Genomic DNA, 15,027 nt, shown 5'->3' with positions numbered 1-15,027 from the left:
TTTTGAACGGACGTCCTATCCGGCGGGAAGCCCTGAACGCGTCTGGCCACGAGACCGTCCTGAGCGATCCCTTAGAGAATGACGCTTTGCTGGACTTGGCTGGCTGCTGATGGGTGGAACCAAAGCCCGTGGTGCGAATGGCCTGCGGCATGATGCCGGAACCATAGACCTTTCGCCTGCGTTACCTTATCATTCTGTGCTCTTGAGAGCGGCAGATGACGGTCATGCAGGCGCGGGATATATCTGGTCTGCGAAAGTTTTTCTCGAGGCAGCTGGAGTGATTATCCGGATGGCCTCCGACCCCTGGAAAGGGCCCTTCATGCTCACGCCTGCAAATTCTCTTCGACCGCTTCTGTCCGGCTCCGCTCTGGCGCTTGCATGTTTCGTCCTGACTGCGCCCTTGGCAAATGCCCAAACGGCAGGAAAGCAGATCACCGGTCCGAAGCGCGTGGAAGCTGGCATGCTGGATTGCGCTGTCGAGGGCGGGACGGGCTTTGTCTTCGGCTCCACCAAACAGCTGTCCTGCACTTTCACGCCTACGGATGAAAGCCGTCAGCCGGAGCCTTACTTCGGTGTGATCCAGAAATACGGCATCGATATCGGAACGACGACGGGTGGGGTTCTCTCCTGGGCTGTTCTGGCGCCAACCGTGGATGAACTGGCGCCCGGCGCATTGGCTGGCGATTATGGCGGCGTCACCGCCGAGGCGACCGTTGGTGCCGGAGTTGGCACCAACATCCTGATGGGCGGCTCTACCCAGACCATTGCCCTGCAGCCGGTCAGCGTGACGGCCCAGACAGGGTTGAACCTTGCTGTCTCCATCAGCGAGATCCAGCTGCGCACCGCGCTGGACTGATTTTCCGGCTGCAGTTCATAACAACTGAATTCGGAAGGCCTGGCCGGGAGGTCAGGCCTTCCTTTTGTCCAGCCCTCGTTTTTCAACTTTCCCTCCAGTCTTCTCCCAGGTCCTGCCAAGATGGGGCTGGGAAGGCTTCCGATTTGAGGGGCTGCTGGCTCTTCCGACTGCCCGCATGGAACCAAACTCCTTAACCGGCGTTAATAGGGTGGAGGTATTGAGCAATGAAGATCACCTACAAGCCCCTGATAACTCTTCGTCCCTGGATGCTGTGTCTCGGCCTCGCCATCGCCGGCGCAGGCAACGCGCTTCAGGCTGCAACCCCGTCAGTTGCAGGTCGCGTGACCCCTAGCGGCATTGATCACGCCGATGCTGGGGCGTTAAAGAGCCCGCAGGCGGCGACGGTGACTGCCAAGTCCACCAAGGGGGATGCGCAAATCAGCCTGTCCGGGGTCAAGCCCCGCCAGATCCGCTGTGTTTCAGGTGCGGACATGACATCCTGCACCGGCTGGCCTGTCGCGACACTTGTCGCCTCCAACTGACCTGCCCCGATCTTTCCGGCAGGGGCCATCCGGCCTTCGCCCGGAGAGGTTCGCCGGAGACTTTCGCGCGGAGAGGGAAGATCCTATCTGCCGTGACTGCGGTCATAGGCATTGACCGGCGGCTCTGACCAGCCCGTGAGCTTGCCCGGCCGGGGCTGGAACACTTCCATGAGCATGGGGTAGCACTTGGCCACATCGCTTGTGTGTTCTGAGCTGCAATCCCCGCCCGGACAGGCGCTCATCACGGCCAGCAGATCGATTTCCGCGAAAAGCTCCAGATAATCCCCCGGCCGCACCGGGCTGGCCTTCATGAAATACTGGCCGGTGTCCCGGGTGAAGCCGGTGCACATGAAGACGTTCAGAACGTCATGCACTCTTGCTTCTGCCTCCTGAAGAGGTAATCCGCGCGCATCCGAAAGGGCCCGCGTCAGGTTTGAATGGCAGCAGTGATGATAGTGCGTGCCACGCAGAACCTGCCCCGTATAGGGATCGCAGCGCGTGCCGATGACATCATGAACAGAGCCGCCGAAAGCGTCGATTCCGTACCAGTTCAGCGTGTCTTCAACGATGGTTGCCATGGGGCGCATGTAGGGAAAGCTCGACCAGAGCTGGTCTCCCGTGGTGACGTGCGTGCCGTTCAAGGCCCGTGTCTTGCCGGAATAAAACCGCTCGTCCAGATTGGCACTGGCAAAGAGATTGAGATCGCCGACCTGCGGCCCCTCGATGCTGGTGATCCTGAGGAGATGTCCGGCTGGCACCTCGATACTGGCCGCTTCCCGCGCGGGAATCACCACTTCACAGGTTTTGACCGCATCCGTTCTGGCAGCCTGGTAGAGGCCGAGATCAGGACGGGGCAGAGTATCGGTGGGGTAACAGATGACGGGGAGAATTGCCCTGCGGGCTTCAGCATCGTCGGGAGCTTGCATTGCCGGTCTCTTCCACGGGTAACGGGGCGGGGAAGACTGTGCTCCAGGCAGCTTTTGAGAGGCAAGCCACTTCACAAACCGTCACAGGAAATTTCCGGAGACTTCCCCGGTTTTTCTTGGGAAATGGTTTTGGGACGGGGAGAAAACCGTTTTTTCTCAACTGGAAGGAGGCCTTCCCGGAACTACAATGATGTTTGATGAAATTATTATTTGAAAAATATTTGGGTGGCGCGTGATAATTTCAGTTGCTTATAAGGGGCGTTGCGGCTATAGAGACCTATCGATTTTGTTTGATGAACTTTGTTACTGCGCGTTCTTCGCGAACTACACGATCTTCCTATCAACGTCGAGACTAACCGCTGCTTCGCAAAATTGCGCGGTGGCATCCCTGCATGACCGATTGAAAGGAAATCGTTATGGCTATCGGTACCGTTAAGTTCTTCAACTCCACCAAGGGCTTTGGCTTCATTCAGCCGGAAGATGGCGGCGCAGACGTCTTCGTCCACATCTCCGCTGTTGAGCGTTCTGGCATGCACTCCCTGAACGAAGGCGACAAGGTCTCCTTCGAAGTTGTGCAGGACCGCCGTTCGGGCAAGTCCGCTGCAGACAACCTCTCTGCAGTCTAAGCATCCCGTTTCAGGTTTGTGACCACGGATGTACTGGCACGAACCTTTGAGATGATCGAAAAGGCCGGGGCATTGCTCCGGCCTTTTTGCTTTTGCGCTGAATGAAAAACAAGACCCCCGTAAAACGGGCTGCTGCGCTCTGGCGCGAGATGATGGGTGGAGACGGAATGACAAGTTCGGGCGCGGCCGCAGCCGTTGAGAGTAGGGTGGACGACACGTCTGCCGCAGCAAAAACGGACGCGAGATCCTGGACCGGCATTCTGGCACACTACCGCCAGCCAAACCCGGTGCGCAGTGCTGTTGAAATCGCCATCACCGCCTTTCCTTTTGCCGCGCTTTGGGCGCTGGCAGCCATTGCAGTCCTGCACGGTCACTATTGGGGTTTGCTGCTGACGGTTCCCGCTGCCGGCTTCCTGGTCCGCCTTTTCATTCTGCAGCATGACTGCGGCCACGGCTCCCTGTTTTCCCATCGGGGTCTGAACGACTGGACAGGCCGGGTCATCGGTGTCTTCACGCTCACGCCCTATGACTACTGGCGCCGGACCCATGCGGTGCACCACGCTTCGGCCGGTAATCTGGACCGGCGCGGGGTGGGGGATGTCGATACATTGACCGTCCGGGAATATCAGGCCCTGTCCCGCTGGGGCCGTCTGCGCTACCGGCTCTACCGGCACCCGCTGGTCATGTTCGGCCTGGGTCCTGCCTGGCTTTTCGTCTGCCAGTACCGGCTGCCGTTCGGTCTGATGAGCGCGGGTGTGCAGCCCTGGGTCTCGACCATCGCCACCAATCTGGGCATTGCCCTGCCAGTGGCCGCTCTTATCTGGATGATCGGCCTCGGGCCTTTCCTTCTGGTCCAGCTGCCGGTTACCCTGATGGCCGCCAGCGCCGGGGTGTGGCTGTTCTATATCCAGCATCAGTTCGAGGACACGCACTGGTCAGATCAGGACGAGTGGAATTTTCCTCATGCCGCCCTTCATGGCAGTTCCCACTATGATCTGCCCGTGGTTCTGCGCTGGATTTCCGGCAATATCGGCATTCATCACGTCCATCACCTGGCCGCGAAAATCCCGTTCTACCGTCTGCCGGAAGTGCTGCGCGATCATCCCGAGCTGCAGGACATGAGCCGCATCACGCTCACGGACAGCTTCAAATGCGTGAAACTGGCGCTGTGGGATGAAGAAACCCGCCGCCTGGTGTCCTTCCGCGAGGCGCAGGCAGCGGCTTGAGACATCTGCGCCGGGAGCAGGAAGCGTCTCTCCGGTCTTGAAAACGGCTCCATCGCCCGCTCGTGCGCTGGTTGCCTTCATGCTAATCTTCCCTAACGTGAGACGTTAAGGTCGGATCTGCGGGGGAGGACGCGATGGCGGCTGGCACTGTGACGGTTCTGGTTGGAACCACCAAGGGGGCCTTTCTGCTGAAGGGCGGGGAAGAGCGGTCCGGCTGGGAGGTGTCCGGCCCGTTTTGCAACGGCTGGCCGATCAATCATCTGGCTGGCGATCCTGAAACTGGCACCATCTGGGCTGGTGGCGGCGGGGACTGGCAGGGGGCTGGCGTTTGGCGGTCCGTGGATGGCGGAGACACCTGGAAGGTGACGCGCCTGACCAAGGGTGCCATGGATGACTGTGCAGCCAATGATCCGGACTTTGCCGCCATGATCGGCTGGCAGGACACGCCCTTGCCCTATGGGGACAGTTTCTCGCAAGTTTGGTCGCTCTGTCATGCCCATGGCACGCTCTACGCGGGCACCAAGCCTGCCCAGCTATTGAAAAGCCTGGACGGTGGCGAGACCTTCGAGACCGTGGAAGCCCTGACCGATCACCCGTCCGCCAAGGACTGGAACCCGGGCGGGGCAGGACTGGTGCTCCACACCATCGTCCCGGACCCGGACGATGCGCAAAAGCTCTGGATCGGCATTTCTGCGGCTGGCGTTTTTGCCACGGAAGATGGCAGCAAGAGTTTTGAGCGCCGCAACCGCCTGTCCAACGCATCCGCCTGTTCCGGCCATGGCCATCCGGCAGCCCCGCGCGACGGGGAGCTGGGCCACTGCATTCACAACATGATGCGGGCACCGGGCAAGGGGGATCTTCTCTACCAGCAGAACCACCACGGCGTCTGGCGCTCCGGCGATGGCGGGCGCAGCTGGGAGGACATTACCGAAGGCCTGCCGTCCTATTTCGGCTTTCCCATCCGGGTGCATCCGCGCGATCCCGAGACGCTTTGGACCCTACCGCTCAACGGCGACAGCATTGGCCGCTTCCCGCCGGATGCTGCAGCTGCCGTCTGGCGCTCCCGCGACGGTGGCAAAAGCTGGCAGGCCCTGCGCGATGGCTTGCCGCAGAAGGGCTGTTTCTTCACCGTGTTGCGTCAGGCCATGGCTGGGGACAGCCGGGACCCGGCAGGTGTTTATTTTGGCACCAACTCCGGCTCGGTCTTCGCTAGCCTGGACGAGGGCGGCACCTGGTCCGAAATCGCCCGCCACCTGCCCACGGTGCTTGCGGTGGAAGTGCTGGAGTACTGACGGGAGAGCAAGAGGTCACCCTCTTCCGCCCTCGCAACCTCTCGCCTCGCTTCCACCTCTCCGTATTCGTCACCCCATGGCTTGACCATGGGGTCCACGCCGTATCCTATCGGCCCATGCAGAGGCAGTTTTGGGTCTATATTCTCAGCTCGCATAAAAACGGAACGCTCTACACGGGCGTCACCAACGATCTGCTTCGAAGGTTATACGAGCACCAGAGCGAGCGTGTGCCCGGGTTTACCGAAAGATATCAGGTCAAGCGTCTCGTCTGGTACGAGGAGCACGGCACGGCATACCGTGCCATCGCGCGGGAGAAAGCCATCAAGACCTGGAAGCGCTCCTGGAAAATTGAGCTAATCGAGGAGAGCAATCCGCAGTGGTTCGATCTCGGGCGGTTCTTAAATGGGTGATATGGGAGCGACTCGTCTCACGTGAATGCCATACCGATTGGCGAGGTCACGGAATGGATGCCATGGTCAAGCCATGGCATGACGGAGGAGAGGTGAAGGATCAAACTGTCTTTAGGATCTGAGGCGCCTTTTTCGAGTAGCCTCAATGCCTCTCCGCCCTCGCAGTCTCTCGCCTCGCTTCCCCCCTCCGCATCCGTCACCCCATGGCTTGACCATGGGGTCCACGCCGTATCCTATCGGCCCATGCAGAGGCTGTTCTGGGTCTATATTCTCAGCTCGCATAAAAACGGAACGCTCTATACGGGCGTCACCAACGATCTGCTTCGAAGGTTATATGAGCACCAGAGCGAGAGTTCGCCGAGGTTTAGCGCCAGATATCAGGTCAAACGGCTCGTCTGGTACGAGGAGCACTGCACGGCAGACCGTGCCATTGCGCGGGAGAAAGCCATCAAGACCTGGAAGCGCTCCTGGAAGATTGACCTGATCGAGGAGAGCAATCCGGAGTGGTTTGATCTGGGGCGTTTCTTGAATGGGTGACGGGCTGTAGGGGCATCAATACATCTCCGACGTCCTCGGACTTGAGCCGGAGACCTATGCCGTTTCCCTGTGTCTGACGGAGGCTGAACCCGGACGATAGGTCACGGAATGGATGCCATGGTCGAGCCATGGCATGACGGAGGAGAGGTGAAGGATCAAACTGTCTTTAGGTTCTGAGGCGCCTTTTTCGAGTAGCCTCAATGCCTCTCCGCTCACGCGGCCTCTCACCTCGCTTCCACCCCTCCGTATTCGTCACCCCATGGCTTGACCATGGGGTTCATGCCGTATCCTGTCAGCTCATGCAGAGGTGATGAGGTCGGTTTCAAAAAAAAACCGCCAGCCTCTCAGCCAGCGGGTTCTTCAGTTTCAAAAGCCTGTCTCAGAGCGGACAACTCACCCCAGGTTCAGTTCCTGGAAGAAGTCGTTGCCCTTGTCGTCGACGACGATGAAGGCGGGGAAGTCTTCGACTTCGATCTTCCAGACCGCTTCCATGCCCAGTTCTTCATACTCAACCACTTCCACGGACTTGATGCAGTCCTGGGCCAAACGGGCGGCAGGCCCCCCAATGGAGCCGAGGTAGAAGCCGCCGTGCGCCTGGCAGGCGCGGCGCACCTGGGCGGAGCGGTTGCCCTTGGCCAGCATCACCATGGAGCCGCCCGCCGCCTGGAACTGGTCCACATAGGCATCCATGCGGCCGGCTGTTGTCGGGCCGAAGGAGCCCGACGGCATGCCTTCCGGGGTCTTGGCGGGGCCGGCGTAATAGACCGGGTGGTTCTTGATGTAGTCCGGCAGCGGCTCGCCCTTTTCCAGACGGTCGCGCAGCTTGGAATGGGCCAGGTCACGGGCGACGATCAGCGGGCCGGTAAGGCTCAGGCGGGTCTTGATCGGATGCTTGGTCAGCTCGCCAAGGATCTCGCTCATCGGGCGGGTCAGGTCGATCTTGACCACATTGTCCGACAGGTGCTCGTCGGTGACTTCCGGCATGTACTTCTCCGGATGCATTTCCAGCTGTTCCAGGAAAATGCCGTCCTTGGTGATCTTGCCGGTGGCCTGACGGTCGGCGGAGCAGGAGACGCCGATGCCGATCGGCAGGGAGGCGCCGTGGCGGGGCAGACGGATGACGCGCACGTCGTGGCAGAAATACTTACCGCCGAACTGGGCGCCAACGCCGGACGCCTGGGTCAGCTTGTGGATCTCGGCTTCCATTTCCAGGTCGCGGAAGGCATGGCCAAGTTCGGAGCCTTGCGTCGGCAGGCCATCCAGATAGCGGGCGGAACCGAGCTTCACCGTCTTCAGGTTCATCTCGGCAGACGGGCCGCCGATGACGATGGACAGGTGATAGGGCGGGCAGGCGGCAGTGCCGAGTGTCAGGATCTTTTCCTTCAGGAAGTCGATCATCCGGTCATGGGTCAGAAGCGACGGCGTGCCCTGGAACAGGAAGGTCTTGTTGGCCGAACCGCCGCCCTTGGCCATGAACAGGAACTTGTAGGCGTCCTCGCCCTCGGCATAGAGCTCGATCTGGGCCGGCATGTTGTTGGAGGTGTTCTTTTCCTCGAACATGGAAATCGGCGCCAGCTGGGAGTAGCGCAGGTTTTTCTTGAAATAGGCGTCGCGCGCGCCTTCGCCGAGGGCGGCTTCATCGGAGCCATCGGTCCAGACCCGGCGGCCCTTCTTGCCCATGACGATCGCCGTGCCGGTGTCCTGGCACATGGGCAGAACGCCAGCGGAGGAAATGGCAGCGTTTTTCAGAAGGTCAAAGGCGACGAACTTGTCGTTTTCGGTCGCTTCCGGATCGTCCAGGATCTTGCGCAGCTGCTCCAGATGGCCGGGGCGTAGGAAGTGGTTGATGTCCTTGAAGGCTTCTTCGGCCAAAAGGCGCAGGCCCTCGCGCTCGACCACGAGCACTTCCTCACCGTTGAACTCGGCGGTCTTCACATAATCGGAGGTCAGCTTGCGGTAGGGCGTTTCGTCCTTGGCAAGGGGAAACAGGCTGCTGTGCTTGTATTCAGGCGGCGTGACAGGAGCGTTCATGAGCTGGCTCTCTCCGGTGGGCTTTAAGGGCTCTGGCGATTGGGGCGGGTCTGCGGGAGGCAGCGCGCCATCAGGTTATGGCCGCATTCTTTACGCGAAAACAGCCGGTCACGCCAAGCGTTCCGGCTGCCTCATTTCGTCGAAGGGAACGGATGGTTTGAAATGGCCCTTTCCGGGCCCTCAAACCTTACTCCGTTGCCGTCAGGTCTATGGTCACGGCGACCGTGTCGGCGATCTGGGACTTGCCGACAACGGTGCCGACTTCATGGGCCAGGCGGTTGACCGAGGCCGTGCCGGTGGCGTGGGCGGTGGTGCCGTCGATCTCCAGCTTGAAGTCGAGCGTGGCGGGCTGGCTGATGCCCTTGATGGTCAAGGTGCCGTCTGCCCGGTAGGTGTCGCCGCCCAGAGCTGTGACCTTGGAGGATTCGAACGTGGCGTCCGGCATGGCTTCGGCATTGAACCAGTCTGCGGACGGCAGCATGGCGTCAAACTGGCCGTTGCCGGTCCCGGCCGAGCCAGTCTTGATCGTGGCCTTGATGGTCGCTGCTTCCGGGTTCTGCGGATCGAAATCGATATCCGCTGTCCAGTCCTTGAAGGTGCCCGTGATGGTCTCGTTGCCCTGGGCAACAGAGAAGCCAACAGTGCTCTTTGCGGGATCGACGGTCCAGCTGGCGGCCATGGCAGGTGCGCCGGCAAAGGCAATCGCGCTGGTCACGGCCAGAGCGGAAAGGGTGCGGGAAATGCGGGTGATCAGCGGGGTAGGCATGCGGGTAACCTCGTAAGGCAGGTCTTTTAACGGTGTTTGGCCGGATGCTTGGAAGGAAACATCCGGGCCGTCGTGTCTCAGCCGTTTGCGCGGGCGGGACGGGTCGAAATCATGCGCTGCAGGGTGGTGTCCCTGGACAGGAAATGGTGCTTGAGCGCCGCGGCAATATGCGCCACGAGCAAGGCAATCAGCAGCCACGCGCCATTTTCATGAAGCTCTTTCATCAGGGCTTCGGCCGCGGGCTTGTCTCCCAGGAAGGCCGGAACCGGCAGATGCGGAACGGGAAGCGTGTTGAACAGCACTGTCGGAATGTTCCAGGGTGAAGCCGACACCATGATCCAGCCGGTCAGCGGCAGGGCGAGCATCAGGCCGTAGAGCCCGGTATGCCCGGCATGCGCCAGAAACTTCTCGAAGGCGGACATGCCCGATGGCAGTTTGGGAGCGGGATTGACCACGCGCCAGACAAGACGAAGAACTGCAAGCGCCAGCACGACAAAGCCAAAGGACTTGTGCAGCTGATAGTACCAGAAGGTGTCAGCAGCGGTCGGCGGCAGAGAGGTCATGTACAGCCCCAGCGCCAGCATGCCGGCGATCAAAAGGGCCATGGTCCAGTGAAAGGCGATGGCAATCAGGCCGTAGCCGGTGGCCGTGTTCCGGATCATTGTGCGTCACTTTCGAAACGCCCAGCGGAAAGGGCTGGGGTGGGGCAATCTGATCAGCCGGCCAGCTTTCCGGGAGGAGAAAGCTGGCCGGCTGAGTCTTGTTACTTCGCAGCCTGGGTGGTTTCGCCGTTGAAGTGAACGGTCACTTCATCGCCGACGTAAGGCACATACATGTCCATACCGTAGTCGGAGCGCTTGATGACGCCGGTAACATCAAAGCCGGCAGCCGGAACCTTGGCCATCGGGTGTTCGCCCAGCTGGTTTACCGTCACATCGAGTGTCACCGGCTTGGTGATGTCCTTGATGGTCAGGTCGCCGGTGACTTTCAGAGTGTTGTCACCGGTCTTTTCGACGCTGGTGCTCTTAAAGGCAGCTTCCGGGAACTTTTCGGCATCGAAGAAATCAGCGCTCAGGAAGTGCTTGTTGCGCTCGGCCCAGAAGGTGTCCATGGACTTGATGTCGATGGTGAAGGAAACGGAGGAGTTCGCCGGATTGTCCTGGTCGATGTTCAGCTCACCATTCCAGTCACGGAACACGCCTTCGGTCGTGGAGTAGCCCAGATGATTATAGGAGAACGCAAGAATGGCATGGGACTTGTCGAAGTCATAAGCAACCGGATCGGCCATGGCGGCGCCGGTGAGAAGAGCCAGAGCCAGGGCGGAAGAGGCAATGCGGATCATGTGTGGTCCTCGTGAAACAGTGTGTTCCTGCGCTGGGGATCAGCGCCATCGCTGCAGAAATAGTAAAATCCGTACAGGATGCAATTTGACGTTCTGTTCACATTAAGTGAACAGTGGCCGGTATATCGGAAAATTTGTCCACAAAAAGGCGTGCTAACGGCCTCTGAGCGCTGCCGGTAAAGGAGAGCTGGAGCTGAGATTAAATAAAAATAACAGGATTTTTATCAGGAAATTTTAGGGGCAAGCCAATTCGCTGATGTCTTGCGCGAGAGGCTTTCTAGACTTCACTAGTAGTTAAATCTTGCAGAGTAATGTTGAGCCGGGAAACGATCATGTATTGGAGTTGCCGTGTCCTATCTTACGCTGAGAGCTCTGAGTGGTCTGGCACGCTCGAGAATAATACCGGTCTTCTGGATCGATGTTCACGGATCACGATCGCGTGAGAGCGGGCGGCAGGTCTTCCGCAGATCAGGAAAAGGGGCTTCGCTGGTCTCCTGTCTGGGTGCTCTTTCACTTCTTCTATTTGCGGTCACAGCCGGCGCAACTCCTGGTCGGGCATCCGGCTGGTCCTTGAAGCGCGTGTCAGGGACCGTCTATCTCGTGGCTCCGGGTATCGAGCCCTATCGTGCCCGTGCAGGAATGGAGCTTGACCCTGGACTGACCCTTGCGACCCGTAATGGCCGGGCGATGGTCGAGCGCGGGCAAGAGAGCATACTTGTCGGTCCCAATACGACATTCGTGATCTCCAAATACCGCAGCAATCAGGAGTTCACGACCGTTTTGCAGACGTCGGGAACGGTAACCGTCGATGTCGCGAAAAGGGCGCGCCCGCATTTTTCCGTGGAGACACCTTTCCTGGCTGCGGTGGTCAAGGGAACGAAGTTCACCGTAAAGGTCGGAAAAACCCGCGCGGATATAGCCGTCGAACGGGGTGTTGTCGGCGTGCGTGATTTTGCATCCGGGCAGCAGACGGATCTTGCGGCCGGGCAAAGCGCAGCGACCGCTCCGGCTCAAGCCGTTGGTCTTCAGGTCAACGGCGCGGTCAAACCTGTTGTGCGTCCGGGTCCCAGAAAGGCTCCTGTCTTTCAGACGCCTGCCGTTGCCAATATCCCTGCGGCACCAGCGGAAGCCAATAAGTCAACGGCTGCCACTTCCTCTGAGCCGTCTTTCTCAAGGTCTTCGAATTCAACTGGACGATCCGCCAGCCGCGATGGAAGAGGGGACGACAAGGGGAACTCCGATAGCAACGCTGGCGGCAATGGGAATGGCAATGCCGGTGGCAACGGCAATGGTAACGGAAGCGGCAACGGCAACGGCAATTGGAACGGCAATGCCGGTGGCAACGGTAACGGCAATGCCGGTGGCAACGGCGGAGGGAATGGCAACGGCAACGCTGGCGGCAACGGTAACGGCAACGCCGGTGGCAACGGCAATGGCAACGCCGGTGGCAACGGGAACGGCAATGCAGGCGGAAATGGGAACGGTAATGGCAACGGAAATAGCAACGGAAAGAATGGTGGCTAGATCTCGTGACCTCTCCCGAAGTTCAGCCATTGATTTGATGCGCCTGACTTGATTATGAAGCGCTATCCTCCGCTCAACTGGACCAGCATGACTCGTTTGGGGTCTCTCTTGCAGCTGGCAATTGTTGCTTTGCTGCTGGGGGCAGTGGTGTGCGGTCATTTCACCAGCGGCTTTCCCGCTGTGGAGCGGTTTTTATCCAAGCAACGCTTTGCGCTGCTGGACCGGCCGGCGACGGGAAATGTGGTGATCGTCGATATCGATGCACGCAGTCTCTCCGAGGTTGGTGTTTGGCCATGGCCGCGCCGTATTCACGGGCAACTGACCGATATTCTGCTGAATGCCGGAGCCGCTGAAATTGGCTTCGATATCGATTTCAGCAGCGCCTCCAACGCGGTGGACGATGCCTATTTCGAGGCGATGCTGAAGCGGGCGGACGGCGCGGTTGATCTCGCCGTTTTCCGCCAGGTGCCTGACCTGCAATCCAGCAAAACGGATCCCATGCTGGTCAGCTGGCCTCTGCCCCGGTTTCTCGAGCATGCCTGGCCCGCGACGGTCATGGTTCCTATCGAAAAGGATGGAGCGGTCTGGCGCGCCGAGTGGGGAGAGACAATCGATGGGGAAGCCATTCCCTCCCTTGCCGCCCTGATCGGCGGGAAAAGCGGAGCTCCCGGCGCCACGTTCTGGATCGACTACAGCATCGACATTTCGGGCTTCGGGACCCTCTCCGCGACGGATGTTGTCAACGGCAGGTTTGATCCCGGTCAGGTCGCCGGCAAGAAAGTCCTGATTGCTGCAAGTGCCCAGGAATTGCGGGATCTGTTTTCTGTCCCGGTCCATGGCATTCTATCCGGAGGGATGATCCAGGCTCTCGCAGCAGAATCCATTGCCCAGGACCGGGCTCTCATCCCGGCAGGGGGAGGTTTTTTTCTATTTGCTGCGCTGGCTCTCGGTCTGGGCGTCCTGGCGCTGCGGAACGTCGATTGGCGCGTCAGGCTGGCACTGCTGTTGTGCCTTTCGCCCATGATGGAAGCTGCCGCACTGATCCTTCAGTCCCGGACACCGGTTCTCCCGCAAACCGCCTGTGCGCAACTGGCCCTTCTAGTTCTCGCTGCAGGTCTGGCTCTGCGCCAGGTTGGGGTGCACCGGATTCTTTTGCGGGTGACGGAAATCCATAATCAGAACAACCGCCGACTTGTTTCGCGTGTTCTTGAAGACAGTTTTGACGGGATCGTTCTGGTTGACGAGGGGGGCATCGTCCGGGCTGCCAGCCGCTCCGCCCGGGCAATTTGGGGAGAAGATCTCCAGCCGGGCACATGCCTCCGGACAGTGGTCCCGGAGCAGATCTGGACGGATCTCGAGGAGGTGCTGAGCAGCGGCCCTCAGCAGGACTGGCTTCCGGTCCGGCAGGAAGTGGAAGCGGGCGGCGGGGAGACTGCCCGCAAGGTCGTTGAATATGTGGTGACGCCCATGTCCCAGGTGGATGTGCTGAAGGGGCGGCTCAGCAGTCAGACCCAGGAAGTCAGCCTCGCCATTCTGACCTGCCGCGATGTGACCATGCAGCGCAAGGCCATGGACCGGCTTGGCTATCTGGCAAGCCATGATCCGGTGACCGGTCTTCAAAACCGGCTTGGGCTGGAAGAGCAGCTGCAGCGCCTGTGTGGGGGAGGAGAGGACGTCTCCGGTGTCTTCAGCCTGGCACTGATCTCGCTTGATGATCTGGACGAGGCGGTGGCATCCCTTGGCTTTTCCTTCGGGGATCTCCTGCGCGGGGCTGCGGCCTCGCGGCTTGCTCAGGCTGCTGGCGAGGGAGCATTTCTGGCAACCATTGGAGACAACTGCCTTGCCTGCGTCTGGAACGAGCCGGACGAGACGTATGTTGTCAGAACAGCAGCGCGGCTGGTTGAGGAACTGGAGGCTGAGTATGAGCTTGAGGGCAGCCGGATCCACTCCGGTATCACACTTGGATACTGCCTGGTTGACACGGACGAGATGGACGTTGCAGTTCCCTTGAGAGACGCGGGAGCAGCCCTTTCCTTTGCCCGGAAGCTTGGCGGAGGTCTGCCGGTCCGCTTCGAACCGTCCATGCATGTGATGTTCGAGCGCCGCCGGCGCCTTGAACTGGACCTTGCAAAGGCGTTGCCGCAGGGCCGTATCCGGGCAGTCTATCAACCACTTGTAGATCTTAAGACAAGCCGGATTATTGGTGCCGAGGCGCTGATGCGGTGGGACCATCCGGAGTTCGGCTATATTTCTCCGGCAGAGTTCATTCCGATCGCTGAACAGAGCGGACAGATCCGGCAGCTCGGCGTGTGGATGCTCCGTCAGGCGGCGCTGGATGCGGCAAGCTGGCCCCGGAAGTTGAGGCTTGCCGTCAATGTCTCGGCTGTCCAATTCACGGACGGGGAACTGGCGAACGCGGTCAGCGACGCTCTGTCGCGAAGCGGATTTCCGGCAGCGGGTCTTGATCTCGAACTGACGGAGTCGCTCTTCATCCAGGGCGGGGACAGTGTTTCCGAACAGATCATGGCTTTGAACCGGCTCGGCTGCGGCCTGGCGCTGGATGACTTTGGCACTGGCTATTCGTCGCTGGGCTACATCCCCCGGTTTCCTTTCACCAAGATCAAAATCGACAAGAGCTTTGTCGACAGGGTCTGCGAGGATCCCGCTCAGGCGGCAATCATCTGCACAGTGGTCGACCTCGCCGCAAGTTTCGGCATGAATGTTGTGGCAGAGGGGATCGAGCACCCGGCGCAGCAGAAACAGCTGATTGAGCTGGGGTGCGATATCGGTCAAGGCTTCCTTTTCGGGCGGCCCATGTCATCGGAGGAATTGGCGCGCAGGCTGCGGGAGGCTGCCTGATCTCCCGCCTGATTTTCTCGCCTAGTTTTCCGGCAGTCTGCTTCCGCAAGCGCTGAAAGGATGGTCTCGCCCGGGCGGTTGTGCCGTGGT

General features: G+C 60.0%; 14 protein-coding genes and 1 pseudogene. 9 read left to right on the top strand and 6 right to left on the bottom strand.

Annotation, left to right across the window (positions count from 1 at the left end):
- The first annotated feature begins 319 nt into the window (after positions 1-319).
- Both IG616_RS15040 and IG616_RS15035 read left to right on the top strand, forming a co-directional pair.
- Positions 320-856 carry a DUF992 domain-containing protein gene (locus IG616_RS15040; protein WP_192148972.1) on the top strand — a complete coding sequence of 179 codons (537 nt, stop codon included), beginning with the start codon at positions 320-322 and terminating at the stop codon, positions 854-856.
- A gap of 224 nt (positions 857-1,080) precedes the next feature.
- A complete protein-coding gene (locus tag IG616_RS15035; RefSeq protein WP_192148971.1) occupies positions 1,081-1,398 on the top strand; it encodes a hypothetical protein in 318 nt (105 codons plus the stop codon).
- Between the two features lie 83 nt (positions 1,399-1,481).
- Here IG616_RS15035 and IG616_RS15030 read toward each other — a convergent pair whose 3' ends face one another.
- Entirely contained in the window at positions 1,482-2,324 is an 843-nt protein-coding gene (locus IG616_RS15030) for an urea carboxylase-associated family protein (RefSeq protein ID WP_192148970.1), read from the bottom strand.
- 416 nt (positions 2,325-2,740) lie between these two features.
- Between IG616_RS15030 and IG616_RS15025 the strand changes: the two genes are divergently transcribed.
- The 5 genes from IG616_RS15025 to IG616_RS15005 all read left to right on the top strand — a co-directional run bounded on the left by IG616_RS15025 (position 2,741) and on the right by IG616_RS15005 (position 6,415).
- Entirely contained in the window at positions 2,741-2,950 is a 210-nt protein-coding gene (locus IG616_RS15025; RefSeq protein WP_192148969.1) for a cold-shock protein, read from the top strand.
- Between the two features lie 167 nt (positions 2,951-3,117).
- Complete coding sequence (locus tag IG616_RS15020; RefSeq protein WP_192148968.1) at positions 3,118-4,176, top strand: fatty acid desaturase; 1,059 nt, start codon at positions 3,118-3,120, stop codon at positions 4,174-4,176.
- Between the two features lie 134 nt (positions 4,177-4,310).
- Positions 4,311-5,468 (top strand): WD40/YVTN/BNR-like repeat-containing protein, encoded by a 1,158-nt coding sequence (locus IG616_RS15015; RefSeq protein ID WP_192148967.1) that lies wholly within the window; start codon positions 4,311-4,313, stop codon positions 5,466-5,468.
- Between the two features lie 116 nt (positions 5,469-5,584).
- Positions 5,585-5,878: a GIY-YIG nuclease family protein gene (locus tag IG616_RS15010; RefSeq protein WP_192148966.1), complete on the top strand. Its 294-nt coding sequence runs from the start codon at positions 5,585-5,587 to the stop codon at positions 5,876-5,878.
- Between the two features lie 243 nt (positions 5,879-6,121).
- Complete coding sequence (locus IG616_RS15005) at positions 6,122-6,415, top strand: GIY-YIG nuclease family protein (RefSeq protein WP_192148965.1); 294 nt, start codon at positions 6,122-6,124, stop codon at positions 6,413-6,415.
- 393 nt (positions 6,416-6,808) lie between these two features.
- Here IG616_RS15005 and IG616_RS15000 read toward each other — a convergent pair whose 3' ends face one another.
- The 4 genes from IG616_RS15000 to IG616_RS14985 form a co-directional block, all read right to left on the bottom strand.
- Positions 6,809-8,446, bottom strand: a complete 1,638-nt coding sequence (locus tag IG616_RS15000; protein ID WP_192148964.1) for a fumarate hydratase — start codon at positions 8,444-8,446, stop codon at positions 6,809-6,811.
- Between the two features lie 187 nt (positions 8,447-8,633).
- A complete protein-coding gene (locus IG616_RS14995) occupies positions 8,634-9,212 on the bottom strand; it encodes a YceI family protein (protein ID WP_192148963.1) in 579 nt (192 codons plus the stop codon).
- A 77-nt stretch (positions 9,213-9,289) separates the two neighbouring features.
- Positions 9,290-9,874, bottom strand: coding sequence for a cytochrome b (locus IG616_RS14990; RefSeq protein ID WP_192148962.1), 585 nt, complete (start codon positions 9,872-9,874; stop codon positions 9,290-9,292).
- Between the two features lie 101 nt (positions 9,875-9,975).
- Positions 9,976-10,554 (bottom strand): YceI family protein, encoded by a 579-nt coding sequence (locus tag IG616_RS14985; protein WP_192148961.1) that lies wholly within the window; start codon positions 10,552-10,554, stop codon positions 9,976-9,978.
- A 639-nt stretch (positions 10,555-11,193) separates the two neighbouring features.
- Here IG616_RS14985 and IG616_RS23165 point away from each other — a divergent pair.
- A pseudogene (locus IG616_RS23165) lies at positions 11,194-11,433 on the top strand (FecR family protein); the annotation flags it as partial.
- Between the two features lie 306 nt (positions 11,434-11,739).
- Here IG616_RS23165 and IG616_RS23160 read toward each other — a convergent pair.
- On the bottom strand, positions 11,740-12,108 hold the full coding sequence (locus IG616_RS23160; protein WP_246476260.1) for a hypothetical protein: 369 nt from the start codon (positions 12,106-12,108) through the stop codon (positions 11,740-11,742).
- A 24-nt stretch (positions 12,109-12,132) separates the two neighbouring features.
- Between IG616_RS23160 and IG616_RS14975 the strand changes: the two genes are divergently transcribed.
- Complete coding sequence (locus IG616_RS14975; protein WP_192148960.1) at positions 12,133-14,937, top strand: EAL domain-containing protein; 2,805 nt, start codon at positions 12,133-12,135, stop codon at positions 14,935-14,937.
- The last annotated feature ends 90 nt before the right edge of the window (positions 14,938-15,027 follow it).

Source organism: Roseibium litorale (genome assembly GCF_014842915.1).
Taxonomy (GTDB): Bacteria; Pseudomonadota; Alphaproteobacteria; order Rhizobiales; family Stappiaceae; genus Roseibium; species Roseibium litorale.
This window is presented reverse-complemented; position numbering and strand designations above follow the sequence as displayed.

What these genes read in the sequence shown, in the direction of transcription:
- IG616_RS15040 (WP_192148972.1), top strand. Translation starts at nt 320, where the DNA reads ATGCTCACGCCTGCAAATTCTCTTCGACCGCTTCTGTCCGGCTCCGCT.
- IG616_RS15035 (WP_192148971.1), top strand. Translation starts at nt 1,081, where the DNA reads ATGAAGATCACCTACAAGCCCCTGATAACTCTTCGTCCCTGGATGCTG.
- IG616_RS15030 (WP_192148970.1), bottom strand. Translation starts at nt 2,324, where the DNA reads ATGCAAGCTCCCGACGATGCTGAAGCCCGCAGGGCAATTCTCCCCGTC.
- IG616_RS15025 (WP_192148969.1), top strand. Translation starts at nt 2,741, where the DNA reads ATGGCTATCGGTACCGTTAAGTTCTTCAACTCCACCAAGGGCTTTGGC.
- IG616_RS15020 (WP_192148968.1), top strand. Translation starts at nt 3,118, where the DNA reads ATGACAAGTTCGGGCGCGGCCGCAGCCGTTGAGAGTAGGGTGGACGAC.
- IG616_RS15015 (WP_192148967.1), top strand. Translation starts at nt 4,311, where the DNA reads ATGGCGGCTGGCACTGTGACGGTTCTGGTTGGAACCACCAAGGGGGCC.
- IG616_RS15010 (WP_192148966.1), top strand. Translation starts at nt 5,585, where the DNA reads ATGCAGAGGCAGTTTTGGGTCTATATTCTCAGCTCGCATAAAAACGGA.
- IG616_RS15005 (WP_192148965.1), top strand. Translation starts at nt 6,122, where the DNA reads ATGCAGAGGCTGTTCTGGGTCTATATTCTCAGCTCGCATAAAAACGGA.
- IG616_RS15000 (WP_192148964.1), bottom strand. Translation starts at nt 8,446, where the DNA reads ATGAACGCTCCTGTCACGCCGCCTGAATACAAGCACAGCAGCCTGTTT.
- IG616_RS14995 (WP_192148963.1), bottom strand. Translation starts at nt 9,212, where the DNA reads ATGCCTACCCCGCTGATCACCCGCATTTCCCGCACCCTTTCCGCTCTG.
- IG616_RS14990 (WP_192148962.1), bottom strand. Translation starts at nt 9,874, where the DNA reads ATGATCCGGAACACGGCCACCGGCTACGGCCTGATTGCCATCGCCTTT.
- IG616_RS14985 (WP_192148961.1), bottom strand. Translation starts at nt 10,554, where the DNA reads ATGATCCGCATTGCCTCTTCCGCCCTGGCTCTGGCTCTTCTCACCGGC.
- IG616_RS23160 (WP_246476260.1), bottom strand. Translation starts at nt 12,108, where the DNA reads ATGGCTGAACTTCGGGAGAGGTCACGAGATCTAGCCACCATTCTTTCC.
- IG616_RS14975 (WP_192148960.1), top strand. Translation starts at nt 12,133, where the DNA reads ATGAAGCGCTATCCTCCGCTCAACTGGACCAGCATGACTCGTTTGGGG.